28 protein-coding genes are annotated in these 25313 nt (G+C 67.9%); 10 read left to right on the plus strand and 18 right to left on the minus strand.

The features are described 5' to 3' along the window. Positions 1–55: 55 nt before the first annotated feature. From ACWKZU_RS01145 to ACWKZU_RS01180, 8 genes are all read left to right on the plus strand, one after another. Complete coding sequence (locus tag ACWKZU_RS01145; RefSeq protein ID WP_449280555.1) at positions 56–1144, plus strand: tyrosine-type recombinase/integrase; 1089 nt, start codon at positions 56–58, stop codon at positions 1142–1144. Positions 1145–1152: 8 nt separating this feature from the next. Further along, complete coding sequence (locus ACWKZU_RS01150; protein ID WP_449280556.1) at positions 1153–1470, plus strand: helix-turn-helix domain-containing protein; 318 nt, start codon at positions 1153–1155, stop codon at positions 1468–1470. Then, on the plus strand, positions 1467–3221 hold the full coding sequence (locus ACWKZU_RS01155; RefSeq protein WP_449280557.1) for a hypothetical protein: 1755 nt from the start codon (positions 1467–1469) through the stop codon (positions 3219–3221). The genes ACWKZU_RS01150 and ACWKZU_RS01155 overlap by 4 nt, the downstream gene beginning before the upstream one ends. Positions 3222–3310: 89 nt before the next feature. Beyond that, positions 3311–4285 carry a thioredoxin-disulfide reductase gene (trxB, locus tag ACWKZU_RS01160; RefSeq protein WP_449280558.1) on the plus strand — a complete coding sequence of 325 codons (975 nt, stop codon included), beginning with the start codon at positions 3311–3313 and terminating at the stop codon, positions 4283–4285. Next, on the plus strand, positions 4282–4608 hold the full coding sequence (gene trxA, locus ACWKZU_RS01165) for a thioredoxin (RefSeq protein WP_449280559.1): 327 nt from the start codon (positions 4282–4284) through the stop codon (positions 4606–4608). Before trxB ends, trxA begins: the two co-directional genes overlap by 4 nt. Then, positions 4605–5693, plus strand: coding sequence for an ACR3 family arsenite efflux transporter (arsB, locus tag ACWKZU_RS01170; protein WP_449280560.1), 1089 nt, complete (start codon positions 4605–4607; stop codon positions 5691–5693). The genes trxA and arsB overlap by 4 nt, the downstream gene beginning before the upstream one ends. Further along, on the plus strand, positions 5690–6682 hold the full coding sequence (locus ACWKZU_RS01175; protein WP_449280561.1) for a metalloregulator ArsR/SmtB family transcription factor: 993 nt from the start codon (positions 5690–5692) through the stop codon (positions 6680–6682). The genes arsB and ACWKZU_RS01175 overlap by 4 nt, the downstream gene beginning before the upstream one ends. Positions 6683–6696: 14 nt before the next feature. Next, entirely contained in the window at positions 6697–7101 is a 405-nt protein-coding gene (locus tag ACWKZU_RS01180) for an arsenate reductase ArsC (protein WP_449280562.1), read from the plus strand. A 138-nt stretch (positions 7102–7239) separates the two neighbouring features. Here ACWKZU_RS01180 and ACWKZU_RS01185 read toward each other — a convergent pair whose 3' ends face one another. The 4 genes from ACWKZU_RS01185 to ACWKZU_RS01200 are packed head-to-tail and all read right to left on the minus strand — an operon-like array spanning position 7240 to position 11179. Continuing rightward, entirely contained in the window at positions 7240–7548 is a 309-nt protein-coding gene (locus ACWKZU_RS01185) for a hypothetical protein (RefSeq protein ID WP_130109623.1), read from the minus strand. Beyond that, the gene (locus ACWKZU_RS01190) at positions 7545–9464 is read right to left on the minus strand and encodes a heavy metal translocating P-type ATPase (protein WP_211359139.1); all 1920 of its coding nucleotides are present in this window, start codon (positions 9462–9464) and stop codon (positions 7545–7547) included. Before ACWKZU_RS01190 ends, ACWKZU_RS01185 begins: the two co-directional genes overlap by 4 nt. Then, a complete protein-coding gene (gene cmtR / locus ACWKZU_RS01195) occupies positions 9461–9820 on the minus strand; it encodes a Cd(II)/Pb(II)-sensing metalloregulatory transcriptional regulator CmtR (protein ID WP_130109622.1) in 360 nt (119 codons plus the stop codon). The genes ACWKZU_RS01190 and cmtR overlap by 4 nt, the downstream gene beginning before the upstream one ends. Before the next feature lie 36 nt (positions 9821–9856). Next, a complete protein-coding gene (locus tag ACWKZU_RS01200; RefSeq protein WP_449280563.1) occupies positions 9857–11179 on the minus strand; it encodes an NAD(P)-binding domain-containing protein in 1323 nt (440 codons plus the stop codon). An 86-nt stretch (positions 11180–11265) separates the two neighbouring features. On the opposite strand from ACWKZU_RS01200, the gene ACWKZU_RS01205 reads away from it, so the two are divergent. Together ACWKZU_RS01205 and ACWKZU_RS01210 are read left to right on the plus strand one after the other, a co-directional pair. Continuing rightward, a complete protein-coding gene (locus ACWKZU_RS01205) occupies positions 11266–11619 on the plus strand; it encodes an ArsR/SmtB family transcription factor (RefSeq protein ID WP_130109620.1) in 354 nt (117 codons plus the stop codon). Continuing rightward, on the plus strand, positions 11619–12239 hold the full coding sequence (locus tag ACWKZU_RS01210; RefSeq protein WP_130109619.1) for a GNAT family N-acetyltransferase: 621 nt from the start codon (positions 11619–11621) through the stop codon (positions 12237–12239). The genes ACWKZU_RS01205 and ACWKZU_RS01210 overlap by 1 nt, the downstream gene beginning before the upstream one ends. Here the strand turns inward: ACWKZU_RS01210 and ACWKZU_RS01215 are convergent. The 14 genes from ACWKZU_RS01215 to ACWKZU_RS01280 form a co-directional block, all read right to left on the minus strand. Next, positions 12211–13728 carry an ATP-binding protein gene (locus ACWKZU_RS01215; protein ID WP_449280564.1) on the minus strand — a complete coding sequence of 506 codons (1518 nt, stop codon included), beginning with the start codon at positions 13726–13728 and terminating at the stop codon, positions 12211–12213. The genes ACWKZU_RS01210 and ACWKZU_RS01215 overlap by 29 nt on opposite strands. Further along, positions 13725–14507, minus strand: a complete 783-nt coding sequence (locus ACWKZU_RS01220; protein ID WP_449280565.1) for a hypothetical protein — start codon at positions 14505–14507, stop codon at positions 13725–13727. Before ACWKZU_RS01220 ends, ACWKZU_RS01215 begins: the two co-directional genes overlap by 4 nt. 11 nt (positions 14508–14518) lie before the next feature. Continuing rightward, entirely contained in the window at positions 14519–15982 is a 1464-nt protein-coding gene (locus tag ACWKZU_RS01225) for an SCO6880 family protein (RefSeq protein WP_449280566.1), read from the minus strand. Continuing rightward, positions 15982–17409, minus strand: coding sequence for a conjugal transfer protein TrbL (locus ACWKZU_RS01230; protein ID WP_449280567.1), 1428 nt, complete (start codon positions 17407–17409; stop codon positions 15982–15984). The genes ACWKZU_RS01225 and ACWKZU_RS01230 overlap by 1 nt, the downstream gene beginning before the upstream one ends. A gap of 30 nt (positions 17410–17439) precedes the next feature. Then, positions 17440–17709, minus strand: a complete 270-nt coding sequence (locus ACWKZU_RS01235; RefSeq protein WP_449280568.1) for a DUF6112 family protein — start codon at positions 17707–17709, stop codon at positions 17440–17442. A gap of 113 nt (positions 17710–17822) precedes the next feature. After that, positions 17823–18089, minus strand: coding sequence for a DUF6112 family protein (locus tag ACWKZU_RS01240; RefSeq protein WP_449280596.1), 267 nt, complete (start codon positions 18087–18089; stop codon positions 17823–17825). Beyond that, positions 18086–19261: a M23 family metallopeptidase gene (locus ACWKZU_RS01245; RefSeq protein ID WP_449280569.1), complete on the minus strand. Its 1176-nt coding sequence runs from the start codon at positions 19259–19261 to the stop codon at positions 18086–18088. The genes ACWKZU_RS01240 and ACWKZU_RS01245 overlap by 4 nt, the downstream gene beginning before the upstream one ends. A gap of 6 nt (positions 19262–19267) precedes the next feature. After that, complete coding sequence (locus tag ACWKZU_RS01250; RefSeq protein WP_449280570.1) at positions 19268–19963, minus strand: hypothetical protein; 696 nt, start codon at positions 19961–19963, stop codon at positions 19268–19270. A gap of 80 nt (positions 19964–20043) precedes the next feature. Next, the gene (locus tag ACWKZU_RS01255; RefSeq protein WP_449280571.1) at positions 20044–21111 is read right to left on the minus strand and encodes a ParB N-terminal domain-containing protein; all 1068 of its coding nucleotides are present in this window, start codon (positions 21109–21111) and stop codon (positions 20044–20046) included. Beyond that, positions 21108–21974, minus strand: a complete 867-nt coding sequence (locus ACWKZU_RS01260; RefSeq protein ID WP_449280572.1) for a hypothetical protein — start codon at positions 21972–21974, stop codon at positions 21108–21110. Before ACWKZU_RS01260 ends, ACWKZU_RS01255 begins: the two co-directional genes overlap by 4 nt. 75 nt (positions 21975–22049) lie before the next feature. Then, the gene (locus tag ACWKZU_RS01265; RefSeq protein ID WP_449280573.1) at positions 22050–22484 is read right to left on the minus strand and encodes a hypothetical protein; all 435 of its coding nucleotides are present in this window, start codon (positions 22482–22484) and stop codon (positions 22050–22052) included. Then, positions 22481–23176 carry a DUF2637 domain-containing protein gene (locus tag ACWKZU_RS01270; protein ID WP_449280574.1) on the minus strand — a complete coding sequence of 232 codons (696 nt, stop codon included), beginning with the start codon at positions 23174–23176 and terminating at the stop codon, positions 22481–22483. The genes ACWKZU_RS01265 and ACWKZU_RS01270 overlap by 4 nt, the downstream gene beginning before the upstream one ends. Continuing rightward, positions 23173–24078, minus strand: coding sequence for a bifunctional DNA primase/polymerase (locus ACWKZU_RS01275; protein WP_449280575.1), 906 nt, complete (start codon positions 24076–24078; stop codon positions 23173–23175). The genes ACWKZU_RS01270 and ACWKZU_RS01275 overlap by 4 nt, the downstream gene beginning before the upstream one ends. After that, positions 24078–25160 carry an ArdC-like ssDNA-binding domain-containing protein gene (locus ACWKZU_RS01280; protein WP_449280576.1) on the minus strand — a complete coding sequence of 361 codons (1083 nt, stop codon included), beginning with the start codon at positions 25158–25160 and terminating at the stop codon, positions 24078–24080. Before ACWKZU_RS01280 ends, ACWKZU_RS01275 begins: the two co-directional genes overlap by 1 nt. Positions 25161–25313 lie beyond the last annotated feature (153 nt).

The raw sequence follows: 25313 nt of genomic DNA on the forward strand, positions 1-25313 counted from the left end.
TGACGAATTCGCTGTATTCTTGATGCATGGTCACGATTCGTGAAGCTGCGGGGCGATGAAGCTCGCCGCGGTGCGGAGCATCGGAACTGCCAGGGGTTGGCGGTCCGAGGAAGATGCTGCGGACTTCGAGCAGGAGATCATCGATCAGCACGCTCTCGCGATGGCTGCCGCTGGACTCAGTGACGGGTACATCGCGCAGTCCAGGGCGGTCGTCTTTGAGTTCCGTCACCATCTCGACGCCCCGGTCTGGCAGGCCAAGCCTTCTGACGCGGACGCTTTCCTGGCCGGGCTACGTCGAGCAGGGCTGGCCGTCACGACCAGAGCCGGCAAGGCGGGCGCGATCGCGCAGTTCTACGACTTCGCTATCGCCCGCTATCAAGGCGACATCCATGCGCTCACCGAGTGGGTGATCGAGCAGCCCGTCGACGAGTACAACCGGCAGTCCGGGTCGTCGCTCGGCAAGGTCAAGGTGCCGCCCTCGGACGCGGAGATTGAGCGGCTGTTCGGCGGCTGGGCGGCCTCACTTCAAGACGAGCGACGCTACCTGCCCGCTGCCCGGAACTACTTCGCTGCGTCGCTCTGGCGCAGGGTCGGGGTGCGCATCACCGAGGGCACGAAGCTCGACCTCCGTGATTGGCGGCCCGATCTCGGGGCGCTGGGCAAGCTGCATGTCCGGTTCGGCAAAGGCTCGCGCGGACGCGGGTCGAAGCAGCGCCTGGTGCCCGCGATCAACGGGGCGGACAAGCTCATCGACTGGTGGCTCGGCGATGTGCGACACCGGTTCGGACCCGATTGGGACAACCCGGATGCCCCGATGATCCCGTCGGAACGGTTCGATCACGAACTCGGCCGTTCCTGGCGGGCCAGCGATGACGTGCTCCGACGAGGCCTGGCCCGAGCCACTGAGCGGTTCCTGCCTGCCTGGGCCGACGGGCGAATGACGCCGCATGTGCTCCGGCACTACTGCGCGTCTTCTCTGTATCTGGCGGGTATGGATCTGAAGGCGCTGCAAGAGCTGCTGGGCCATCAGTGGCTCTCGACCACGACGCAGTACATCCACGTCCCGGGCGAGCACGTAGAGAACTCGTGGATGCAAGCGAACCAACGGCTGGAAGACCGATTCGAAGGGATGACCGCGCGATGAAATGGAACTTGCGAGTCCAGGCCGCCGAGCGCGGCATCTGGAAGTCGACGGAGCTACGGCGGATGCTCGCCGACGCCGGGCTAGAGATCAGCCAGGGCAAGATGTCGGGGCTGTGGACGGGCACCCCAACCACGATCCGGCTGGACGACCTCGACGTCATCTGCCATGTCCTCGGCTGCGAGCCGACCGATCTCCTCGTACCCGAACCCGAGAAGGTCCGCGCCCGCAAGCCCGGCGCCCGCGAACGGGAAGAAGCTAACGGGAACACGAGCATCGTCACGCCCCGGTTCGGCCCGAAGAACGATCGGCCCGCCCCGCCGCTATGAGCCCGGCACGCGGCCCGAACGGACCCCTGAGTCCGCCGCTGCCCTGCACCGCGTGCGGGGTCAAGCCGGCCGCGTGGCTCACACCCCGAATCGACTTCTGCTACGACTGCATCCCCGGCGGCCCGTTCACACCGCCGGCCTGTAGCAAGTGCGGATCGGCCGAGTATTACAGCCAAGGCCTCTGCGCTCACTGCCACCCCGGCAGCCCCGGCTTCATCGGCTCCTGCCGCGACTGCCTCGCCTGGGGCGTCTACCGCAGGCACAACTGGCGGTGCTGGAAGTGCCGCTGGTGGTTCACCCACTACCCGCAAGGTGAGTGCATCTCCTGCCACCGCGAGGTCACTATCGGTGAACAGGGCTACTGCCGGCTCTGCCTGGAAACCGCCCGCTACCACCAGAGACTCGGCGAACCGCTCGACCTCGACACGGCACGCAAGTACGGCCAGCAGCTCTTCCTCGCCTCGGTGAACGACTCCCGTCAGCCCGCGGAACTCCACCTGCCGATGGCGATGAGCATCCGCGAAGCGCTCAAGGTCATCAGCACCCCGCCGCCGGAACCGGCCAGCCACCAACCGGTGCTGTTCCATATCGACCCCGACCCCGAACGTCTCCGGCAGCGCTCCAACGAGATCAGGCTGCGCGACATCACCAGCCGCACCGACCACTTCCTCTACGCCCGAGCCCGAGAGTACGCATGGAGCAAGCGCCAGACCAACCAGGTCAGGCGCACCCTGAAAGTCCTGCAACTCGTGTTCCCCGGCGCGAATCTGCGCTTCCGCGCCTCCGACATCCTCTCGATGCGCCGCTACGACGACGGCAGCAACATCCGCTCCACCATCGAAGTCCTCGAAGACGCCGGGCTCCTCACTGACGACCGGGTGCCCTCGTTCACCAAGCTCTTCGAACGCAAGACCCACGCACTGCCCGAGCCGATGCGATCCCAGCTCGAGCTCTGGCGAGACATCATGGTCGACGGTTCCAAGACTCCGCCGCGCCGTCAGCCCCGCGACACGATGACCGTCAAGGGCCAGATGTACGGCATCCTCCCCGCGATCACTCGCTGGGTCGAAGAAGGCCGCACCAGCCTCGCCGGGATCAGCACCGAAGACATCCTCGCCGCCCTTCCTGACGACCCCTCGCGCCGTCACGCCATGATGCTCGGCTTCCGCAGCCTGTTCACGATCCTGCACGGTCGCAAGCTGGTCTTCACCGTCCCGACGAAAGCGATTCCGCTGCGCGGCCCCAGACGCAACCTCCCGCTGCCGATGGAACCCACCGCGATCCGCGACGCGCTCACCAATCCCGACCCCGCGATCGCGCTGGCCGTCTCCCTCGTCGCCTTCCACGCTCTGATGACTTCGCAAGTGCAGCACATCAAGCTCACCGACATCATCGACGGACGTCTGCGGATGCCCGATGGCCGCTTCATCCCGCTCGCCAAGCCCGTTCTTGTCCGCCTGGCCGCCTGGCTCGATCACCGAGCCAAACGCTGGCCCGAGACGAAGAACCCCTACATGCTCGTCACCACCCAGACCGCACCCCGTCTCTCACCGCCCAGCCGGAACTTCCCCTGGAAGAAAGCCGGCGTGGCCGCGCAAGCACTCCGCACCGACCGGATTCTCTACGAAGTCGAGCAGACCGGCGGCGACGTCAGGCGCATCTGTGACCTCTTCGGCATCAGCGTCGAGACCGCACTTCGCTACTCCCACACCAGCACGGGACCACAGAACATCATGGCCGACAGTGCGTAGGCGCCGCGGGAGATGAATCTTCGGCAAACACCCGCCCAGATGCGCTGCGCAGACTTGCCGCTTGCTTCGACATGCGTCAATATAGATGCATGTCTATTCAAGAGGTCCAACTACTCATCGTCGGGTCCGGTCCTGCGGGGTACACCGCGGCGGTCTACGCCGCCCGTGCTGGTCTCGCGCCGGTCGTGATCGCGGGTTCGGTGACCGCGGGTGGTGCGCTGATGACGACGACCGAGGTGGAGAACTTCCCGGGCTTCGTCGACGGCGTGCAGGGCCCGGAGCTGATGGAGTCGATGCGGGCACAGGCCGAGCGGTTCGGCGCCGAGATCGTCTACGACGACGCGGTCCGCCTCGAACTCGACGGCGACGTGAAGACCATCGAGACCGGTGCCGGGGCGACGTATCGGGCGCGGGCGGTGATCCTGACGATGGGTTCCGCGTACCGCAAGCTTGGCCTCCCCGAGGAAGAACGGCTGTCGGGGCACGGTGTGTCCTGGTGCGCGACCTGCGACGGGTTTTTCTTCCGGGAGCAGGGGATCGTCGTGGTCGGCGGCGGGGACTCGGCAATGGAGGAGGCCCTGTTCCTCACCCGGTTCGCATCGAAGGTGACCGTGGTGCACCGCCGGGACGAGTTCCGGGCGTCGAGGATCATGGCGCAGCGCGTGCTGGACGATCCGAAGATCGAGGTCGCCTGGAACAGCGAGGTCGCTGCGATCCTCGGCGGCGAGCAGGTCACCGGGCTCACGCTGCGCGACACGATCACCCGGGCCGAGCGCACGCTCGACGCGACGGGGGTGTTCGTCGCGATCGGGCACGACCCGCGTTCCGAGCTCGTGACCGGGCAGCTCGACACCGACGCGGATGGGTACGTGCGGGTCGCGCACCCGTCGACGCGGACGAACCTGGCCGGGGTGTTCGCGGCCGGGGATCTCGTCGATCACACGTACCGGCAGGCGATCACCGCCGCAGGCACCGGTTGTGCGGCCGCACAGGACGCCCAGCACTACCTGTCGAACCTCGCACCCACCACCGTTTCCGCACCTGTTCTGGAGGTCTCCGCATGAGCATCGTCACTCCCGTCTCCGACGCCACCTTCCGGACGGAGGTGCTCGAGTCCGAGCTGCCCGTCGTGGTCGACATTTGGGCGACCTGGTGCGGCCCGTGCAAGGCGATCGCTCCGATCCTGGACCTGCTCGCCGGCGAGTACGCGGGGCGGGTGAAGATCGTGAAGGTCGACGCCGACCAGAACCCCGAGACCGTGACCGCAGCAGGCGTGACCTCGATCCCGACCCTCGGCTTCTACCGGAACGGGGAACGATTGGACGTGCTGATCGGAGCGCACCCGAAACCCGTCTACGTCGCGAAGATCGAGGGGCTGATCGCATGACCGACACCCTGACCCGCACCGCCCCGAAGCGGCTCTCCACTCTCGACAAGTGGCTGCCGCTTTGGATCGGCCTCGCCATGGTCGCGGGCCTCCTGCTCGGACGCTTCGTGCCCGCGCTCTCGGACGCGCTCTCCGCGATGGAGGTCGGCGGAATCTCGATCCCCATCGGGCTGGGCCTGCTGGTGATGATGTACCCGGTGCTCGCGAAGGTCCGCTACGACAGGGTCGCCGCCGTCACCGGGGACAAGAAGCTGCTCCTCTCCTCGCTCGTGCTGAACTGGCTCGTGGGGCCCGCGGTCATGTTCGCGCTCGCCTGGATCTTCCTGCCGGACCTGCCGGAGTACCGGACCGGGCTGATCATCGTCGGACTCGCCCGCTGCATCGCGATGGTCGTGATCTGGAACGACCTCGCGTGCGGTGACCGGGAAGCGACCGCGGTGCTGGTCGCGATCAACTCCGTCTTCCAGGTCGTGATGTTCTCGGTGCTGGGCTGGTTCTACCTGACCGTGCTGCCGGGCTGGCTGGGACTGGACGCGCAGGGTCTGGATGTCTCGGTCTGGCAGATCGCGCTGAATGTGCTCGTGTTCCTCGGTATTCCGCTCGCCGCGGGCTTCGCGTCCCGTTTCGTCGGCGAGAAGCGCAAGGGGCGCGACTGGTACGAGGAGAAGTTCCTCCCCGTGATCGGGCCGTGGGCGTTGTACGGGCTGCTGTTCACGATCGTGCTGCTGTTCGCGCTGCAGGGCGAGCAGGTCACCTCGCGCCCGATGGACGTCGCCAGGATCGCGCTGCCGCTGCTGGTCTACTTCGCACTGATGTGGTTCGCCGGCATCCTGCTCGGCAAGGGGCTCGGCCTGGGGTATGCACGGTCGACGACGCTCGCGTTCACTGCGGCGGGCAACAACTTCGAGCTCGCGATCGCGGTCGCGATCGGCACCTTCGGCGCGGCATCCGGCCAGGCCTTGGCCGGGGTCGTCGGCCCGCTCATCGAGGTGCCGGTGCTCGTGGGCCTGGTCTACGTCTCGCTCTGGGCCGCGAAGGCCTGGTTCCACACCGACCCCTACGCCACCGAATCGAGGACGTCATGACCGACACGACCGTCATCTCTGACGCCGACGCGTGCGCGCCGTCCACGGCGCACGCCATCGGCACCGAGGCCGCCACGACCGTGGCCGGGGCGCTGAAGGCGCTCGCTGACCCGCTGCGGCTGCGGATGCTCTCCGCGATCGCGACCGACCCGCGCGGCGAGTCCTGCGTATGCGACCTCGCCGAGCTCGCCGACGTGTCCCAGCCGACCGTCTCCCACCACCTGAAGGTGCTGAAAGAGACCGGGATGCTGCTGTCCGAGCGGCGCGGCACCTGGGTGTACTACCGCATCGCGCCGGGCAAGCAGCGCGCCGTCGCGGCCCTCCTCGACGCGTTCGCCCCCGCCGCGGCCACAACGGACGAGCCCGAGGACACCGCAGCACGGGTCGCGGCCCTGCAGCAGATGGACGCCCGCGTGACGCGGCTCGCCGACGAGCTGACCGGGCTGAACCGAGAACTCGTGATCGCGATCGTCCGCGAGTCCTACGCCGGCCTGGTCCGTTCGGCCAAACTGACGGCGCACATGATCCCGCTGACCGAACGGTTCGCCCGGCAGCGCCTCACCGACCTGACGCGGGACCGCTCGGCCGGGGTGCCGCGGGTGTTGTTCGTGTGCGTGCAGAACGCGGGCCGCTCCCAACTCGCCGCCGCGATCGTCAACCAGCTCGCCGACGGCCGCGTGATCGCGCGCTCCGCGGGCTCCACCCCTGCCTCGGATGTGCACCCGCACGTGCGCTCCCTGCTCACCGAGATCGAAGGCGAGCAGGAGGCCGAGACGGCGTTCCCGAAGCCCCTCACCGACGACGCCGTACGCGCGGCCGACGTGGTGGTCACCATGGGCTGCGGCGACGTCTGCCCGATCATCCCCGGCGTCCGCTACGAGGACTGGGCCGTGGGCGACCCTGCGCTGGCCTCGCCCGAGGGGGTCGAAGCGATACGCCACGACATCGAGGGCCGCGTCCGCGGCCTCCTCGCCACCCTCACCGACTGAAAGATGCGAAAACCATGACCGACCAGAAGCCCTCCGTCCTCTTCGTCTGCGTCCACAACGCCGGCCGCTCCCAGATGGCCGCAGGCTGGCTCCGCGAGCTCGCGGGCGACCGCGTCGAGGTCCGCTCCGCCGGATCCATGCCCGCCGACCAGATCAACCCCGTCGCGGTCGAGGCGATGCGCGAAGAGAGCATCGACATCACCGCCGAACAGCCCAAGGTGCTCACCACCGAAGCGGTGCAGGACTCCGACGTGGTGATCACGATGGGCTGCGGCGATGCCTGCCCGTTCTTCCCGGGCAAGCGGTACGAAGACTGGAAGCTCGACGATCCCGCCGGTCAGGGCATCGAGTCGGTGCGGCCGATCCGCGACGACATCAAGGGCCGCGTCGAAACCCTCCTCGCCGAACTGCTCGTCTGAGGGACTGCGAGCAGCGGAGGGGGTAGAGGCCAGCGGCCCTACCCCCCTCCGCTTTGTTTCCGGGTTCTCGATCCACGCGGCGAACACCGCTTTGCCGTGAGGTGTGACCCAGTGATCGCGTCACCGGTCGTTCTCGCTCTACCGGGATGCGCCTCGCAGCGCTGCTTCGATCTGCTCCTGCGTGGGCGCTCCGGCGTACCCGCTTCCTGTCGCGTAGACCCGGCACGCGAGCGAGCGAACCGGGGCCGTGGGGAACAGGTCGACGCCGTCGACGAGGATCGTGGGCGAGCCTCCGAACGGAGCATCCGCCGCCTCGGCCTCGGTTCGAATCGTCACCAGCTCGACGGGCACGTCCGCGAGCCCGAGAGCGTCCAGGGCGGCGCGCGCGTGCTCCTCAGCGACAGCTGTGTTCGGGCAGTCGACGATGTGCAGCAGTTCGACCTTCATGCGGTCGGCTCCTTCCGAGTCCGGGCGGCGCGCAGGCCGTTGAGGATGACGACGACCTCGGCGATCTCGTGCACCAGGACCACCGCTGCGAGCCCCAGGACGCCGAACAGGGCGAGCGGGAGCAGGGCGGTGATGATCAGCAGCGACAGGATGATGTTCTGGTTGATGATGTGCCGCCCCCGACGGGCGTGGTCGAACGCGCGCGGCAGCAGCCGCAGGTCATGGCCGGTGAACGCCACGTCGGCCGACTCGATCGCGGCATCGGAGCCGGTCGCGCCCATCGCGATGCCGATGTCTGCGGCGGCCAGGGCGGGGGCGTCGTTGATGCCGTCGCCGATCATCGCGACCGAGCCGTTCTTCTTACCGAGTTCGCTGATCGCGGTGGCCTTGTCCTCGGGGCGCAGCTCGGCGCGGACGTCCTCGATCCCGGCCTCCGCAGCGAGGGCACGTGCGGTGCGGGCGTTGTCGCCGGTGAGCATCGTCATCCCGATGCCCTGGGTCGCGAGGGTGCGCACGACCTCGGGGACCTCGGGGCGCAGCTCGTCGCGGACGCCGATCGCGGCAACCGGGACGTCGTCGCGGTGGACGATCACGACCGTCATGCCCTGCTCTTCCAGGCCTGCCACCTGGTCGCCGAGCGACCCGGCGTCCAGCCAGCGGGGGCTGCCGACCGTGATCCGCGCGCCGTCGAGCTTGCCCTCGATGCCGTGCCCGGCCTGCTCCGCCACGCCCTCGGCCGCAGGGGCATCTGGAGCGGCCGCGGTAATCGCGGCCGCGAGCGGGTGGGTGCTGTGCTGCTCCAGCGCGGCCGCCCAGGCAAGCGCCCGCGCCTCGGTGATCCCGTCGGCGGTGAGGACGGCGGTGACGGCGGGCTCGTTGCGGGTCAGGGTGCCGGTCTTGTCGACGGCGACGTGGCGGATCACGCCGAATCGTTCGAACACGGCCCCGGACTTGATGATCACGCCGAACTTGCTCGCCGACCCGATCGCGGCGACCACCGTCAGGGGCACGGAGATCGCCAGCGCGCAGGGCGACGCCGCCACCAGCACCACGAGGGCGCGGGTGATCCACAGCTCCGGGTCGCCGAGCAGCGACCCGAGGGTTGCCACGAGCGCGGCGAGGATCAGCACGCCGGGCACCAATGGCCGGGCGATGCGGTCGGCGAGGCGGGCGCGGTCGCCCTTCTCGGCCTGCGCCTGCTCCACGAGCTCGACGATCGTGGTCAGCGAGTTGTCGGTGCCCGCCGCGGTCGTCTCGACCTCCAGCGCCCCGGCGGTGTTGATGGCACCCGCCGACACGGCGTCGCCGGGCTCGACCTCGACCGGGATCGACTCCCCGGTGATCGCGGAGGTGTCCAGGCTGGAGCGCCCCGTGCGGACGATCCCGTCGGTCGCGATCCGCTCGCCCGGCCGCACCAGCATCAGCTGACCTACATGGAGATCCTTCGCCGGGACTTCGACGGCTGTTCCGTCGTGGCGGATGGTCGCAGTCTCGGGGACGAGCTTGAGCAATGCCCGCAGCCCGCCGCGGGCGCGGTCCATCGCCTTGTCCTCCAGCGCCTCGGCGATCGAGTAGAGGAACGCCAAAGCTGCGGCTTCCTCGACATAGCCGAGGATCACCGCGCCGACCGCGCTGATCGTCATCAGCAGGCCGATGCCGAGCTTGCCCGTGAACAGCTTCCGGATCGCGCCCGGCGTGAACGTTGACGCCCCCAGCAGCAAACCGATCCAGAACGCCACCAGCGCCGGGATCTCGAGCCCGGACCACTCCAGGACCAGGCCGGTCAGGAAGGCGGTGCCGGAGAAGACTGGGACCATGATCCCGCGGTCCCGCCACCAAGGGCGCTCCGCCTCCTCGGCTTCTTCGGCGTCCGCGGTCTCGGGCTCGTCGTGCTCGCAGCCGCACGCAGTGCTCATGCGCCTGCTCCCGTCCCGCAGCAGCCCGGCACGGTGCACTGGGCATCCATGCAAGGCGCGTGCTCGTCCACCGCGAGCGTCACGTCCACCAAAGCGGTCAGCGCCGCCGCCAGGTGCGGGTCCGCGATCTCGTAACGCGTCTGCCGCCCCTCTGGCTCCGCGACCACGATCCCGCAGTCGCGCAGGCATGTCAGGTGGTTCGACACGTTCGAGCGGGTCAGTTCCAGCTCGCGCGAGAGCACGGCCGGGTAGCTCGGCCCGTCGAGCAGGGTCATCAGAATCCGGGAGCGCGTCGGGTCCGCCATGGCCCGGCCGAGCCGGTTCATGACGTCGAGGCGTGAAGCAATGGTCAGCATTCACTGATCATACAGCGAATGCTGACTATTTGGGTATCAGCGGACCAGGGGTGGTGCCCCCAGCTGGATGAGCTGCGGCGCAGGCGCGCAGCAGGGCCCGGCCGCGGACTGCTCGTCGGGCGCGTCGAAGAGGCCGGAGCCTCCGCACACGCCCGTGTCGGGCAGGGCGAGCTCCACGCGCTCGGCGGCTTCGCGGTCTCCGGCGATCGCGGCGACGACGCTGCGTACCTGCTCGAAGCCGGTCAGGGCGAGGAAGGTCGGCGCGCGTCCGTAGGACTTCGCGCCCACGATGTAGAACCCCGGCTCGGGCTGCTCGAGGTCGGCCGCGCCGGTGGCCCGGACGGAGCCGCAGGAGTGCACGTTTGGGTCGACCTCCGCGGCGATGCGCGTCGGGGCCTGCAGGCGCATGTCGAGGTCGAGACGGATCTCGGAGAGGAAGGATAGGTCGGGGCGGAACCCTGTGGCGACGAACACCCGCGCCGCAGGCGCGAGCTGTCGGCCGTCCTCTGCAACCAGTACTGCCTGGCCGCCGTCGATGACGACCTGTTCAGTGCGGAACCCGGTGACGAGGTCCACGAGGCCGTCTTCGACGGCCTTCCTCGCGCGCTGGCCCAGCGCGCCGCGCTCGGGCAGTTCGTCGGCGCTGCCGCCGCCGAAGGTGTTGCCGACCGTGCCGCGGCGCAGCACCCAGCTGATCCGTGTTCCGGGTTCGCGCTTGGCCACCCTGGACAGGATCCCGATCGTGGTCGCCGCTGAGTGCCCGTTGCCGACCACCACGACATGCTGACCCGCCAGCGCACTGGCATCCTCGATCGCGGGCATGCGGTGCTCCATGAGGCCTGCCTCGATCGCTGCACGCTCGCCGAGGGCGGGAAGCCCGTCGGCGCCGGCGGGACTGGGCGTCCGCCAGGTGCCCGAGGCGTCGATCACGGCGCGTGCTTCGATCCGCTCCTCGCTGCTGTCCGCGGGCTCGACGTGCACGATGAAGGGCTGCTCAGCGCGTCCCGCATCAACCGAGAGATCGCGGCCCTTGCGCCCCACGCCGATCACCCGCGCCCCATACCGGATGCGATGACCGAGGGTCTCCGCGAGCGGCGCGAGGTACTGCTCGATCCACTGCGCGCCGGTCGGATACCCCTGAGTGGGCGCCATCCAGCCGGTGGGTTCCAGCAGGCGTCGCGACGCCGCATCGGTGAGCTCCGTCCACGGCGAGAACAGCCGCACGTGCCCCCATTCGGCCACCGCCGAGGCCGGCCCAGTGCCGGCTTCCAGGATGAGCGGGTTCAGGCCGCGCTCGAGCAGGTGCGCGGCCGCCGCGAGTCCCTGCGGGCCCGCGCCGATGACGACGACGGAATCCATATCAACCTCCATGCATTGATGTTCTTCGATGTGACAAGCCTGCCGAACGCATCGACATCTGTCAATACGTGAGGCAGAATGGAAGCATGGCTGCTCTCCGCTCGACGATTGACACGACACCCGCGCAGGGGCCGTGCTGCGCCCCTGCGGCATATCCGATGGTCGATGACGCGACCGCGCAGCAGCTCGCGAAGGTGTTCAAAGCGCTCGGCGACCCGAACCGGATCAAGCTGTTCTCGCTCATCACCGCGAGTGCGAGCGGGGAGATGTGCGTGTGTGATCTCACCGAACCCGTCGGGCTGTCGCAGCCGACCGTGTCGCACCACATGAAGCTCCTTGTCGAGGCCGGGCTCGTCACCCGTGAGCAGCGCGGCAAGTGGGCGTACTACCAGCCCACGACCGGCACCCTTGTCGACGCAGCCCGAGCATTCACGGCCTGATGGAGTCGCTCCAATTCAGGCCGATGGTCGAGGCTGACTGGCCCGAGGTCGAGAACATCTACCGGGCCGGGATCGCGACCGGGCACGCCACCTTCGAAACCGCTCCACCCAACACCTGGGCCGCCTTCGCCACCGGCAAACGCCCGGAACTCAGCCTCGTCGCCGTCGACTCCGAGGGGCAGGTTCTCGGGTGGGCCGCCGCCTCACCCGTCTCGGCGCGGGCCGTGTACGCGGGCGTCGTCGAGCACTCCATCTACATCCACCCGGATGCTGCAGGGCACGGAGTCGGCTCAGCTCTCCTGACCGCGTTCCTCGAACTCGCGGACCAGGTGGGGGTCTGGACGGTCCAATCGTCGATCTTCCCCGAGAACACCGCAAGCTTGCGCCTCCATGAGCGGGCCGGGTTCCGCGTCGTCGGACGGAGAGAACGCATCGCCCGCATGGAAGCCGGGCCATACGCCGGACGCTGGCGTGACACCCTCCTCGTTGAACGCCGCACCACAGCTGACCCTGCAGAAGCACGAGGTGAGGGTGCATCTTCCACGAACATGCACCCTCACGCGCACTCCAGCGGCCCGTCGACCCGCATCTTCACGCTGAATCGCCTTCAGAAATCCTGAACTTACGGGGAACCCCTTTCATCCGCGCGGTAGTGTCAAATGCCGCAAGCTCTGCCGGGTGGAGTTGGTGTTGGACGACGAAGGATCTTTCCTTGATCCGCCAGAGTCCTTGCCCGGTGCCCAGGCCGGGGAGGAGTTTTTGTTCGGTGCCGGTCAGGCCGAGGGCAGCGGCGGTCGCTCCGAGCTGGTCGGGTTCTTGCCGGTAGATGATCCTCGTCTCCGCATTCGCCAGGAGCGAGTTCGCGAGGGCGCGCATGGCGGAACCTTGGTCGCCGACGTTGTCGAGGTCGGTGAGTTTGTGGAAGATCAGCATGTTCGCGATCCCGTAATGCCTGGCCAGCCGCCATTGCGCATCCATTCGCCTCAACAGGGACGGGTAGGCCATCAGGCGCCAGGCTTCGTCGTAGATCACCCACCGGTGACCGCCGTTCGGGTCCATGAGCGCTGACTCCATCCACGCCGACGAGCAAGTCATCAGCACAGAGATCAGCGTCGAGTTCTCTGCCACCCGCGACAGGTCCAGAGACACCATCGGCAGTGACGGGTCAAATCGCACCGTCGACGGCCCATCAAACAACCCCGCAAGATCGCCTGCGACAAGGCGGCGGAGGGCATGACCGACGAGCCGCCCATCTTCCGCAAGCCGCCCGTCCGAATCAACCTCGGGACTGGGGGTGAGGATGCGGTCGACGACCATCGGCAGGATCGGCACGTCGCTGGATCGGACAGCGTCTTGGAGGGCGAGGTCGATCGCCGTGTGTTCCAACGGCGACAACACCCGATCCAGCACCGTCTCTGCCAACGCACCGATCAGCTCTCGGCGTCGCGAGGCAACCTGCGCCTCCCATTCCGCATCCGACAGACCCTCAGGGCGGTGCCCTTCATCGAGCGGGTTGAGACGGTTTCGGAGCCCGTGCCCGAGAACGATCGCCCGCCCACCGACGGCTTCCGCGACAGCTGTGTGTTCGCCTTTCGGATCACCGGGGACGTACACGCGGCGGCCGAACGGAATCGAGCGGGTGTAGAGGGACTTGGCGAGTGAGGATTTGCCGGAGCCGACGATGCCGGCCAGGACGATGTTGGGGGCGGTGATGATGCCGCGAGCGTAGAGCGTCCAGGGATCGTAGACGAACGAGCCTCCGGAGTAGAGGTCCTGCCCGATGAACACCCCATCAGCCCCGAGGCCGCCTTCCGCGAGGAACGGGTACGCCCCGGCGAGTGTCGCAGAGGTGTCCTGATGGCGGGGCAGACGGAACCTGCCCGGAGTTCGCAAAGCCGCCGCCCCCGGTTCGCCCGCTGCGGGGAGGTAGTTGGTGTTGCGGCGTTCGGCACGCTCCGCCGCGATCCGCTCACGTTCCATTGCCTGTTCGCTTTTGCGGGCGTCGGTCTCGATCTTGGCCGCGGCGTGCTTGCGGGCCTTGCGGTGTTTGCGACGTTCCCCGGCGGGTTCGACCAGCGCGGCGGTGTGGAGTTTCTGCCGATCGCTCACAGCGCTCGCCCCCGCGACAGCGAGACCGAGCGGGAGGGAGGGAACGGATCATCGTCATCCTCGACCACCTCGACGTGCGGACGGGCGTGCGGGCGCGTCGATTCGGTCTGCGCTATCAGAAGATCAGTGCTCGACTGTCGAAGCTCGGCATGGGTGCGGAGCAGGGAGACATGCCCGTGGTCGTGGTTGTACGTCAGCGTGTACTCGCCGCTGCTGGTGGTGTGGTCAAGGAATCCGGTGGGGATGGCGTCGTAGACGTACCCGTTGACGAGCGCCGCCTGCGTGGTCTCCTCGCCCATGTCGAACCCGGCCAGGTGCTCGATCGCCGCATCCGTGCCGTCACGATCGATGATCGCCAGCACCTCGTCAGCATCCTGGCCTTGCAGGAACACCACGCTCACCCACCGCGAGATCGGAATGACGTCTGTGGGTTCGGGGTGCCAGGCGATCCGTCCAGATGCGGCCATTGCCGCATCCACCCGGTCATGCACGCCATCTAGCAGCACGGCGGCCTGCTGCAACTCCGCGGTCGCGGCCAGCGCGCTCGTCGTACCGACTGTCTGATCACCGGCATCGTCGTGCGCGCGAACCCGGTGCGTGACGTGGGCGGCGGCGAGTTGGTCGAGCACCTGCCGGAGTGATCGCACCCCGGTGAGGAGATCGCCGAGCACCGTGTACGTGTCGGCGGGATCCTCGAACACGCGGGTCGCGTGTGCGAGGCCACGGAGCGCCTCGGATGCTTCTGCGGCGTCGGCGGTCGGGTTGTGGAAGGTGGGCATGGCTGCTCCTGTCAGACGGTGCGGCACAGCGGGAGTGCCGCGACGGTGAACGCTTGGGCTTGCTGGCCGACCAGGCGGCGGGTTTCGCAGGAGGCTTGGATCGCGGCTTGCTCGATCGCGGCGACCGCCGTGTCCAGTTCCTCCGGGGTGGGCGCGGAGACGCTGATGAGTCCGGTGTAGCGGAGGACGCCGTGGCCGGCGGTGAGGTCAGCTTCTTGTTGGAGTACATCGCCGTATTCGGCGGTTTGGGAGGCGTCTTCGATCTGCCCGATCTTCTGCCGTTGCGCCGCATCGGAGATCAGCTCGGTCTTCTTTCTCCGGATGTCGCGCGCCGCCTGGTCCGAACGGATCGGCGTACAGATCAATGAGAAGGCGCGTTGAATCCCGGACGACAGAAGCACCGGGGCGAGGAACCCCGGGTATACCTGTGACCTGGGCAATTCGCTGACCCACAGCACCGTATGAAACGCGGAGTCTGACCGCAGCCGATCCCACGACTCGGTCACCGCGACCGGCCCGGCCGTTGCGAGGCTGTGGCCGATGTCGCTGTGGCGTTCGAGAAGTGCGGCGGTGGCTGGGTCGTAGGCCGAGCGGAGGATCACGGCGACTTCTGCCGGAGTGAGCCAGCCGCCGACGGTGAGTTCCGCGGCTCGCAACGCGGTCACCAGCGTCGCCATCTCTTGCCGAAGCACCGCCGCCGCACCCTTGATCCCGCCACCATTCGTCCGCACCTGGCGGGCTGATGCACGCAGGTCGAGGGCGAGACTGATCGTGGTCGCGTGACGTTCCCCGGCGGGACCGGCACGGTCGATGAGTTCCCGGTATACGGTCGAGGCCCACGACCCGTCATCGTGGCCGTGCCGGTGCCACCATTCGACCAGGCCGGAGCCGCCGTCGGGAAGGGTGCGTTCGCAGACTTGGAGACGCGCAATCCTGCCGGATCGGCAGGTCGTCGCTAAGACGCGTCCCCAGGTCGCGACGCGACGTTCCTGCTCACCCGGGTCGAGGAGCACGAACGCCGGATGCGACACGCCGATGATCGCCGTGAGCGTCTGCGCGTGGGGGTCGTGGATCATCGCCGCCCCGGTCTCCGGGTCCTCCCACTCCCGAAGCGCCGCCGCATCACCTGGGAGTGCAAGCGTCCCCGCGGGCCGGAGTTTCACGATCCTGCGCCGGAACACCGTCTGCCGCGCCTGTGTACGCGCCATCCACTGGACGGTGACGGGTACCCACTCGATCAGCTTCCGACCCCCAACAGGCGTCCAGGCAAGCGCCGCGCAGAGAAGCCAGACCGGGGCTGTCCAGGCCAACAGCATCCCGCCGCCGGCGTAGAGGGCACCGACGATGGAGAGCACGCCGATGGCGAGGACGATAAGTTGCGGGAGGGACAGGCCGAGGAGGATGCCGCGGCGGGTGAGGCGGGAGAACTGCACCGCCCGCAACCCGAACTCCACCGTGTTCTGTTGACCAGGCATCAGTTATCCCTTCCCGTCGGCTTCGGTGCCGGCGGCGGCGTTGGCTTCGTCGGTGGCGGCGGCTGCTTCGTCGGAGGCACCTGAGGCGACGCAGGCGGTGCGGTCGGGGTGTGGGTTGGTGCAGGCGGCGGTGCCGCCTGCACGCTCTCACCAGCACCTGCCGCGTGACCTTCCGCAGCACCACCGACCGCACCACCGAGTTTCGGCCCGGCAGTCGCAGCTGCCCCTGCGACCTGCGCGCCGATCACGACCGCGGCCGCAGGCCCCGCCGCCGCAGCTCCTGCCCCGGCACCTGCACCTGCCGCGCCGGCGCCGCCGCCCGCGGTGCCTGCGCCCGCTCCGGCGGCTGTGCCTCCGCTTGCTGCGGCTCCACTAACGGCGGGCGTCGCGGACGGTGCGGGCGGGGTGCCTCCACCAGATGGCGCCGCGCCACCCGGAGCTCCGCTCTTGTCGCCAGCTCCGTCAAGCACCTTTTTGGCCCCATCCGCCTTCGGTGCCGATGGCACCGGCACGGGACGATTGAGTGCGGACTTGGCTTCTTGTTCCGCGCTCATCGAGTGGTACATGTCGAACCCGACGAAGGAGAGGAACTTGTACGTCATGTAGGGGGCGAACGCGGCGATGAACATCAACACAACGCCTGCGATGGGGTCGCTGATCGACGCGAGATCAAGCTCGATCGGGGCGCTGACCTGGGTGATGGCAACGAGGAAGATCACCACGAGCACGAGTTTGGACAGGATCAGGGCGATCACGAACGTCGCCCACTTTCCGAACCATCCCTTGGTCGCATCCCAGGAGAACCCCGCAAGGGCGATGGGTGCGAAGACGATCGCGACCAGCAGGAGGGCTTTGCGGATCAGGAGGGAGAACCATACGATCGCAGCCGCCGAGATGGCGAGCCCCGCGAGGAATACCGTGACGATCGCCCCGACCCCCGGTGCGGCGATGTTCAGTGCTCCGAAGCCTGCCGCGAGGAGGGTGATGCGGTCTCCGATGCCCTCCATCGTGTTGCCACTGGCCTGCACGATCCCGATCGTGAGCTGGTCCGTGATCTCCAAAAGGAGGCCGGTGAGGCCGATGGCGACGAACGATCCGAGGATGCTCTTCGCGGCTCCCAGGGCAGCGCGGGTGAGGGCGGTGGGGTCGCGGTGGATGAGGCCGGTGATCAGTTGCAGGCAGAAGAAGATCAGCACGACAAACACCGCGACCCCGAACAGGATGTTGTAGACACCGATGTAGCCCTCGTCGGTGACATCGACGAGGGTGGTGGTGTCGAACACCATCCAGACCGCCTCGAACAGCCACGCCGCAGCCCCGCCCATGGCCTGGGCGAGCCAGTCGAACGGCGCCGCGATCAGGGTCGCAGCTCCTTCGCCGACGGTGTCGCACACGGCGGAGATCACCGGCACATCACACACACTCACCGTGCGCTCCCTTCCCTCACCAGCACGGGCTTAGACGGCTTGGCCGACACCCCAGAAGAAGTTGACGAGCGTCACACTGGCGCCGCAAATGATCGCCGCCCCGCACGAGACGAGCACCCCGACCTTCCCGCGCGACGCGAGATGCGGGTTAGAGCTGTTCGCGCCGAACCCCCACACGATTGCCGAGACGATCAGGGCGAGGACGGAGAGGATAAGGCCGACGGTCATCACCGCGCCGACGATGATGCGCAACTGCTCGATACCGGGAAGCCCAGTACCGTTCGGATCAATATCAATCACAGAATGCTCCTTCAGCTCACAAACGCCACAGATGGCGAACTTGCCAGCCAGGTGCACCCTTGCTCACCGCGAACGGTGCGCGATGCCCACGGCACGGAAGCCCGGAGTGGTCGCTAGAGGTTTTCGCCGACGCCGAGGAGGAAGTTGATCCATGCCACCCCGGCGCCGGCGAGGGCGGTGGCACCGATGGCGACCCAGGCTCCGATCCTGGCTTTGGTCGCGGTGTGGGCGTTGCCAGTGGACGAGGCGATGGCCCAGATGATCGCGGAGATGATCAGCATGAGCACGGCGATGATGAGTACGAACATCAAGAGCGCACCCACGATGGTGCGGAGGTCGTCGGCGGCACCGACGCCGCCGAAGTCGGGGAACACCATCAGCGTCCACTCCCACTCAGGGTGCAGGTTGCTCGTGCAGTGCCACCGGTGATGCCTTCTGCACCTTGGCCGGTGAGCCATTGGTCTGCGTCGATCGCGGGTTGGCCTTGGCCTCCGGGGCGGATTTCCAGGTGCAGGTGCGGGCCAGTGGATTTGCCTGAGGAGCCGACATCGCCGATGTGCTGCCCGGCGGTGACGGTCATCCCTTCGGTGACATGAATGCCGTGCTCCCACATGTGCGCGTAGTACGAAGCGACCCGCTCACCGCCGACGGTGTGCTCCACAATGATGAGCCCACCCCAATTGCCGGTGTATCCGGCATGGGTGACGATCCCGTCGGCGACCGCATAGATCGGGGTGCCGTCGGCGGCGCCGTAGTCGCTGCCGGAGTGGAACGCCTCCTCGAATGTGACCGGATCGATGCGCCACCCGAACGCGCTCGTGCGCACCCACGTGCCTTCCGGGAGGGGGAAGACGACCCTGGTAGTCTCCGGCGCCACAACCTCTCCACTGCCGCCACCGCTCGGCGGTGCGGGACGGGTGAGGGCGGTGAGGATCGCCTCGGCGACGGGTTGATAGTTCTGATACCGGTCCGGGAACGCCGACACCTCAACGGCTTGGGCGGCTTCGCCGGGGTCAAGTTGCTGCCAGCCAGGAATATCGAGTAACCCGCGCGGTGAGGGGTAGTTGGGTCCGGTGGGTCCGCCGTAGAACGCGCGAGCCTGATAGTTCGGGTCCATGAGTTCGGCGACGGTGCCCCACCCTGCTTGCGGACGCATCTGAAACAGACCCAGCGAGTCGTGGTCGGAGGCATCCCCATCGTTGGGATAGTCAGCGGATTCAGGGTATGTGCCGGTGTTTGAGAGCATCCGCAGATGCGATTCCGTGAGCGCCGCCATCAACGCGATCACCACACCCGGCCGTCCGACCCCGGTGGTTTGCGAGCCTGTGGTGATGATCGTGGCGGCGTGGGTGAGCTGCTGCCGGTTCAATGTCACCGTTTCACCGTTGCGCGTGGTCGCGGTGAGCGAATCAGGGATCGGCCCGACAATGAGCGACCCCGGTGCGCACGCGGCGATGGCAGGGTTGGCGAGGACGGCGACGGACAGGAGCACCGTGGCGGGGCCGAAGCAGACGGCGGCGACAGCGAGGGTGGCGAGGAGCTTCTTCAGCATGAGCGGTCACCGCAACGGGTTGTCGAGCTGCGACAGTCGCAACAGCCCGCACGTCTCGGTGAGCGGATCGGCAGGCGGCGGCGCGGCGGTTCGTTCTGGGGCGCAGACGAGAAACAGCGTGAACGCGACCGGGTGCGTCGTGGTGATGGGGTCGGTGCCCCAGTAACCGGTGCGGTGGCGGGTGCCGGTGATCGTGTACGCGATCGTGCCGTCGGGAATCTGTCCCGGTGCCGCCTGCGTCACCGCGTCCTCCCACATGGCCGGGATCTCGATCGTGTCGATGGTGGGCCACTGCCTGGTTTGATGCGTGCGCAGTTGCGCCCACGCCTCCGGGGTTGGCAGATATGAGCGCACGTCGGATGCTGCGGCGTCGGCCTCCTGGTCGGCGGTGACATCGGCGATCATCTGCGCATAGTCGGCGGGACCGTAGCCGCTGGTGGTGTCCCAGGTGAACAGTGCCACAGCGACCGCCACCGCGAACTCTTCCGGACCACCGGACGAGGCGACCGGAGCTGGCCTCGAAGGCACATGCGCGGGACTCGTCGCTGCCGGGGTATCCGTCGCGGACACGTCTTGCGGGTCAGCGGGCTGTGGTCCGCGGATGAGCCCGTAGATGCCGATGCCAATGAGCAGAAGCAGGATGAGACCGCCGGCGAGTGCGGCGATGAGAATAGTGCGGCGGCGGCGAGCGGTGGGGTCCATTCTGGTGTCCTTCCCGACAATGTGCGGATCACCAGGCAGGTGCGCCGACACACCCAAGAACAGCCAATCGTCGTGAGGGTTCAGGCGGTGTCGCGGTGCGCGTCCCGCGCAGTGCGAGCAGCATCCAGGAACGCGATCGTCGCGGTGACCGCGTGTTCGAACATCGCCCACTGGTCGGTTGAGAGGGCGGGGCCGATGGTGTCGGGGTCGTAGCGTTCGGTCCAGGTGGAGAGTTCATCCCAGAGGTAGACGAACGACCGCACCGGCAGAAGCTCACGCGGTTGCTCGTCGACCACACGCAATCGTGCTGATGCGAGCTGGGAGGGGCGCTTCTTCGTCGCGGTCTTTGCGCGCTCGACCGCGAGCTCGGCCAGCCGCTGCAAATCCGCGGGTCGTGCGGTGTCTTCCAGCTCTCGGAGGCGTGCTGCCCCGGTGGCGGCGGTGTCGCGGATGCCCGCCGGTTGCGCCGGGTCGCCCGCGAGGGCGTCGAGTTCAGCGAGGGCTTGCGCGGCACGGATGCGGTGCTGTGCTCCGGTGATCGACTCGCCTGCGTCGATCCGGCGAAGCTCCTGGGAGGCTCGCTGCCGCATGTCCTCAGGTTGTGTGTGGTCAGCGGCAAGCCGCTGTAGCTCGTTGATGCGTTCCAGTGACGTGTAGGCGTTGCGGCCGGTCACCATGAGCGCTGCCTGCTGCCGCGTCTCGCCCTTCTGCGGTGCCGCCACGGTGGCGGCACCGTGTGACCTGGGGTTTTTGTGTTTCGGGGTGAACCGTGACGCTTCCTGGCGGTCTGCGGCGTCCTCGGTCATGAGGGCTTTCAGCTCGGCATAGAGGGTCGCTTCCTCGGTGCGGGTGAGTGGCTTGTGGAGGAGGTTGTCGTCTTGCTCGGCGAGGAGCTGCCCGAGGGTCGTGGAGATGCCCGACCGCACCCACACGTTCACGGTCTTCCACCCAAGGCTGCGGATGGCGGCCAGGCGCCGGGCGCCGCAGATCAACATTCCGTCCGGGGTGATCGTGATCGGCTGCAACAACCCATCCCGGCTGATCGACTCCACAAGAGGGTTCAGGTCGCCAAATTCTTCCCGGTGGCGGCGGCCGGCCCAGATCGACTCGACCGCCCGCTCCAGCTCGATATGCCCCGGCTCGCTCATGATCGGCCCCGCATGACGCCGGGTGCGGCGACCTGGATCGCTTCTCCCAGGGCGGTGTCATCCATGAGGTGCCAGAGGGCTTCGCCGATCAGTAGCCGCAACAGCACCCCACGTGCCGCGTTCGTTCCTACCAGGTGCGCGTCGGGGGAACCGAGGATGATGCGCAGCAGCCGGTACCAAGACGGGGCCGGGATGTCCAGGAGAGCGCGGGCGTGCCGGTCACGACGCAACGACTCATACGCGCCGGCCCGCGAGACCGATTCGGCCAGGCGTGCGCAGATGCACTCCACCGCAGCACGGGCGACCTCGGGCTCCCAACCGTGCCAGCACAACAGCGTGATGGTGTCCTCGACGGCGGACTCCACGCCCGTCGACCCCGAGAGTTCCGTCTCGTCGTCGGTGCCGTCATCGTCGTCGGTGAAGGGGCTGGTGCGGAACGCGGGGTGGTAGTCGGTGAGAGGGTTCTCCCGGTCGGAGAAGCGTTCGGCGTCATGGAAACTCGAGTACCGGGGCCTGCGTGCCTGATGCACCGAGCACAGCAGGCCGTTCGCGCGGTTCTCCGCGATACAGGTGATCTGCACTGCGCGGGTGATGACCGCCCACGGATCATCGGCCCGGCGGACGGAGGCGGTGCGCATCGCCTCGAACGCCGCCGTTGCTGCCTCCCACGGGTCCAGCCGGTGCTTTCTGGCGAGGGCGGCGTACTTCTGGGCAGCGTGCTGCATGAGCGCCGCAGCGTCCGGGTCTGTTCGCCAGGCGTCTGGCCCGTCATCACTCAGACGGCTGAGAAGTTGGCGGAGTTGTTCTGAGTTCTCGAAACCCTGACCGCGACCGTGGCGGCCAGGGATGTGATGGTGTGGCATGGTGGCACCTCCTTCAAGGAAGGTGCGCACCCGCTCCCCACCGACGCCCTGCCACCGTTCCGAGTACATAGCCGCTCACCCCAGCCCGATCCCTGAAGGTCGCACCCACGACGAGGAGTGGCGCCGATCCTGCGGTTCGAACACGTCAAACGGTTCGAACACCGCCGCCTCCTCGGGCGCGACTCGTCCTGCGTGACGAGCCTGAATGTCCCGGACACCGTTACGGGTCGCTCGATAGGCCTGCCCCGGCGTACGGCGGGCGCGAAGTGCGAGCTCGGTGTGCAGGTTGATGCCGCGACCCGCGATCCGGGCGGTGCTTGAAGCGATCAGATCGGTGGGGCGTACCCACGCGATCCCACGCCCCACTCGCGAGGAATGATCCCCGGAAGTGGTAGCGAGTGAGGGGTCGCGGTGCAGCGCGAACGCTGACCGCTCCGCCTCCGCCGCGCCACTCGACTCGGTTCGTACCTCCGGTAGCTCAGGTCGGTTCACCTCTGCGTCGTCGTTCACGATGACTCCTCCTTCACGTCACCGTCCACTGGGGTGAACCAGCGACCGACGGTCGACGGATGTACGCCCAGGTGCCGGGCAATCTGCTTGTTCGACCACCCCTGCACATCCCGCAACTGCGCGGCCTGTGCACGCCGCTCACTCACCGACACCACCGCGACTAGCGGCTCAGGTGCGCTTTCCGGGCCAGACGGGGCATCACTTACCGTCGGTTCAGCGTGTTCGATCGGTGTCGTCTCCGGCGCAGTCGCGCTTGTATCAGCGACCGGCGTGAGGGGGCGTGTGAGGATGACGGTGAGGTGCGTGATCGACAGCAGCACCAGCGGCGGCACCGCAGCGACACTCGCAGCAAGCACGCTCGGCACATCGCTATCGGCGGCGATCACGGCATGGATCGCGTTCGCCGTCACCGACACCACAGCACCGGCGGCGAGGAGTGTCCACGGATACCAGGTCGGGCGGTGCTGGCTGGCGAGGGCGACGACGGCGACGGTGGCGACGACGATGATGCCGTCCACGATCAGCGGCCACGCCCACGCCTGCCCGGCATCAATCCCAGACCGCCCAGCCAGGTCCGCAAGGGCAGTGAACGACAGCCAGAACGCGCCGGCCGCGATGAACACCGTTCCCGTGATCGCGGTGACGACCGCCAGCCGCCGACCCCGCGGCAAGGAAGACTCGGCGGCACTCATGACAACATCCGCCCAGGCGATTCGCGCACCACACGCCGCTGATCCGCCACGGATTCCACAGTCCGGGGTGCGAGGTGGGTGGTGCGGTAGGCGGAGCGGATCGTAGCGATGATCTCCCGTGACTCGAGCCCCGCCCGCTCTGCCGCAGGGCCCAGCGCGTCGAGAGTCGCATCGGGAGGGGTGCCGGCCTCGGCGAGACGGCAGGCGGCCCAGAACAGGCCCCGGTTCCGCTCACCCTCACCACGACCCGCGACCCACCCCGCAAGCACCTTCGCATCCGACCCCCGCCGCGCAAACCGCGAAGCACGGGCACGGTCGAGCGGGACCGGGGTGCGCGGGTCCAGGAACTCGCGCAGCCGCGCCGCCTCCACCGGGGCCGGGGCGTCGCCAGTGGCGACGATCAGCCGATACGGCGCCCGCACCCCACCCGGGCGCAGCACCATGGAAGGTGGAGCGATGACGTAGCCGCCGTCACCCCGAAAATCGATATGCGCCCGCGCCGCTTGCCACGACGCCTGCACCCGGTCAGCATCTGCCGGGTAGTAGGCGTGCAATCCACCGGAGGGGGTGCGCACGAGCACCGCCCACCCCGCCGCAAGGCCCTCGCGATGTGCAGCGCGAAAAGCGGGAAACCCGGTGCCAGTGGCGCGCAGATCGACATCGACGACCTCGATCCCGGATGTGACACCGGTAGGGATGCCGATATTCGCTACCGGCCACCTCGCCCACCACTCCGACACCTTCACAGAATCTGCGGTGGCGTCGTGGAACCCGCGACGCACCAGCGGCCGCTTCTCGCCCGGCACGCACGGAAACACCGGCACCCCCGCCGCAGCGAACCGCAACGCAGCCTCATGGAGTGGCATTCCGCCGACTTCGGAGAACAGATCAACGGCACCCATCACAGACTCCTCACTGGTGACGCCATCGTGCGGCGCGGCTCCGATAACGCATCGGCAGCATCAGGCTCAACGGTCGGCACGGTGCGCGTTTTCGCAGGGGTATCACGGGTGAGGCCGGGAGGGTCACCGGTGCCGATCTGCACGGTCGGGAGCTGATCGAGAATCGTCGCGGCGGTCTTCCGCACACGTTCACCTGTCGCCTGGACGACTTCGACCGGCGACTTCTCTGGCACTGTTGCCGCCCATCCCGACACATACGGGACCGTGTAAACGCTGGTGTCCATGCCGTGCGCGGCGGCGACCATCAACGCCACCGAATCCGCCTCCACCTCACCGATCCCGCGATGCCCTGTCGCGTCCGGATTGTCGGGGCCGTGGAGGAGCACGTGGGCGAGTTCATGCACGAGGGTCTTCACCTGTGCCGCCTCGGGCATGTTCTCCCGCACCGCCACCGTCTTCGCCCCGAAATCGGTGAGGCCGTTGGCGCCTTGGATCATGCCCTCGTGCGGCACCCGCATCACGGTGAACCCTTGTGCTTCGACTTGCGTAGCGATGCCCTCCCACAGCCCGCCAGGCGCTTCACCTTCGAGCAGGTGGGGTGCGGGTGCCGTGGGGATCGGGTCGCCTGTGGTTTGGGAGACATCCCACACGTAGGCGGGGCGGACGCCGACCATGCGTGAGCGCACCGTCTCACCGGGCTTCGGTTTCTCGAACCTGCCGAGCCGACGCCACGACTCCGCTACCTTCGGCGTCAACGTCGCGAACCGGCCTGTCACGGGGGCGAGGATCATGTACCCCGACTGGCCCTTCTCGACCTGCCGGCCGAGCGCTTGCCACTGCTTGAACCCGGCCACATACGTAGGCACCGGATCCGGTACCCGGCCCGCCTCGAACGCGGCCTGATGCTGCACGAAGATCAACAGTGTGTTGTTGAAGGAGCGGGCACGAAACCGGGCCGCGAACTCCAACGCCTGCTTCCAATCCTCGCCCGATACCAGCGACTCCACCGCGCCGGTGAGCTGTTCATGCAGGGCATCGAGCTTCGCATCCCGTGCCGCCCGCTGTTCTTCGCTGGTTGCCATCGTCGTCCTCCTTCCGCAGGTACCCGCACACGACGGGTGACCTCTGCGACCAGAAGGTGCGCGAAGGGACTCAGAGAAGGCAATCGAGACGGACGACGGACAGAAGAGTGAGCGATCGCCAGGCGCAACACTGAACCCGACGTGGTCAGCCCA

It is taken from the genome of Leucobacter sp. (assembly GCF_053528595.1).

Coding starts and splice junctions, on each gene's coding strand:
- ACWKZU_RS01250 (WP_449280570.1), bottom strand. CDS start 19,963: ATGGACCCCACCGCTCGCCGCCGCCGCACTATTCTCATCGCCGCACTC.
- ACWKZU_RS01255 (WP_449280571.1), bottom strand. CDS start 21,111: ATGAGCGAGCCGGGGCATATCGAGCTGGAGCGGGCGGTCGAGTCGATC.
- trxB (WP_449280558.1), top strand. CDS start 3,311: ATGTCTATTCAAGAGGTCCAACTACTCATCGTCGGGTCCGGTCCTGCG.
- ACWKZU_RS01190 (WP_211359139.1), bottom strand. CDS start 9,464: ATGAGCACTGCGTGCGGCTGCGAGCACGACGAGCCCGAGACCGCGGAC.
- ACWKZU_RS01205 (WP_130109620.1), top strand. CDS start 11,266: ATGGCTGCTCTCCGCTCGACGATTGACACGACACCCGCGCAGGGGCCG.
- ACWKZU_RS01260 (WP_449280572.1), bottom strand. CDS start 21,974: ATGCCACACCATCACATCCCTGGCCGCCACGGTCGCGGTCAGGGTTTC.
- ACWKZU_RS01185 (WP_130109623.1), bottom strand. CDS start 7,548: ATGAAGGTCGAACTGCTGCACATCGTCGACTGCCCGAACACAGCTGTC.
- ACWKZU_RS01220 (WP_449280565.1), bottom strand. CDS start 14,507: ATGCCCACCTTCCACAACCCGACCGCCGACGCCGCAGAAGCATCCGAG.
- arsB (WP_449280560.1), top strand. CDS start 4,605: ATGACCGACACCCTGACCCGCACCGCCCCGAAGCGGCTCTCCACTCTC.
- ACWKZU_RS01210 (WP_130109619.1), top strand. CDS start 11,619: ATGGAGTCGCTCCAATTCAGGCCGATGGTCGAGGCTGACTGGCCCGAG.
- ACWKZU_RS01155 (WP_449280557.1), top strand. CDS start 1,467: ATGAGCCCGGCACGCGGCCCGAACGGACCCCTGAGTCCGCCGCTGCCC.
- cmtR (WP_130109622.1), bottom strand. CDS start 9,820: ATGCTGACCATTGCTTCACGCCTCGACGTCATGAACCGGCTCGGCCGG.
- ACWKZU_RS01280 (WP_449280576.1), bottom strand. CDS start 25,160: ATGGCAACCAGCGAAGAACAGCGGGCGGCACGGGATGCGAAGCTCGAT.
- ACWKZU_RS01245 (WP_449280569.1), bottom strand. CDS start 19,261: ATGCTGAAGAAGCTCCTCGCCACCCTCGCTGTCGCCGCCGTCTGCTTC.
- ACWKZU_RS01180 (WP_449280562.1), top strand. CDS start 6,697: ATGACCGACCAGAAGCCCTCCGTCCTCTTCGTCTGCGTCCACAACGCC.
- ACWKZU_RS01145 (WP_449280555.1), top strand. CDS start 56: ATGAAGCTCGCCGCGGTGCGGAGCATCGGAACTGCCAGGGGTTGGCGG.
- ACWKZU_RS01175 (WP_449280561.1), top strand. CDS start 5,690: ATGACCGACACGACCGTCATCTCTGACGCCGACGCGTGCGCGCCGTCC.
- ACWKZU_RS01225 (WP_449280566.1), bottom strand. CDS start 15,982: ATGCCTGGTCAACAGAACACGGTGGAGTTCGGGTTGCGGGCGGTGCAG.
- ACWKZU_RS01200 (WP_449280563.1), bottom strand. CDS start 11,179: ATGGATTCCGTCGTCGTCATCGGCGCGGGCCCGCAGGGACTCGCGGCG.
- ACWKZU_RS01275 (WP_449280575.1), bottom strand. CDS start 24,078: ATGGGTGCCGTTGATCTGTTCTCCGAAGTCGGCGGAATGCCACTCCAT.
- ACWKZU_RS01270 (WP_449280574.1), bottom strand. CDS start 23,176: ATGAGTGCCGCCGAGTCTTCCTTGCCGCGGGGTCGGCGGCTGGCGGTC.
- trxA (WP_449280559.1), top strand. CDS start 4,282: ATGAGCATCGTCACTCCCGTCTCCGACGCCACCTTCCGGACGGAGGTG.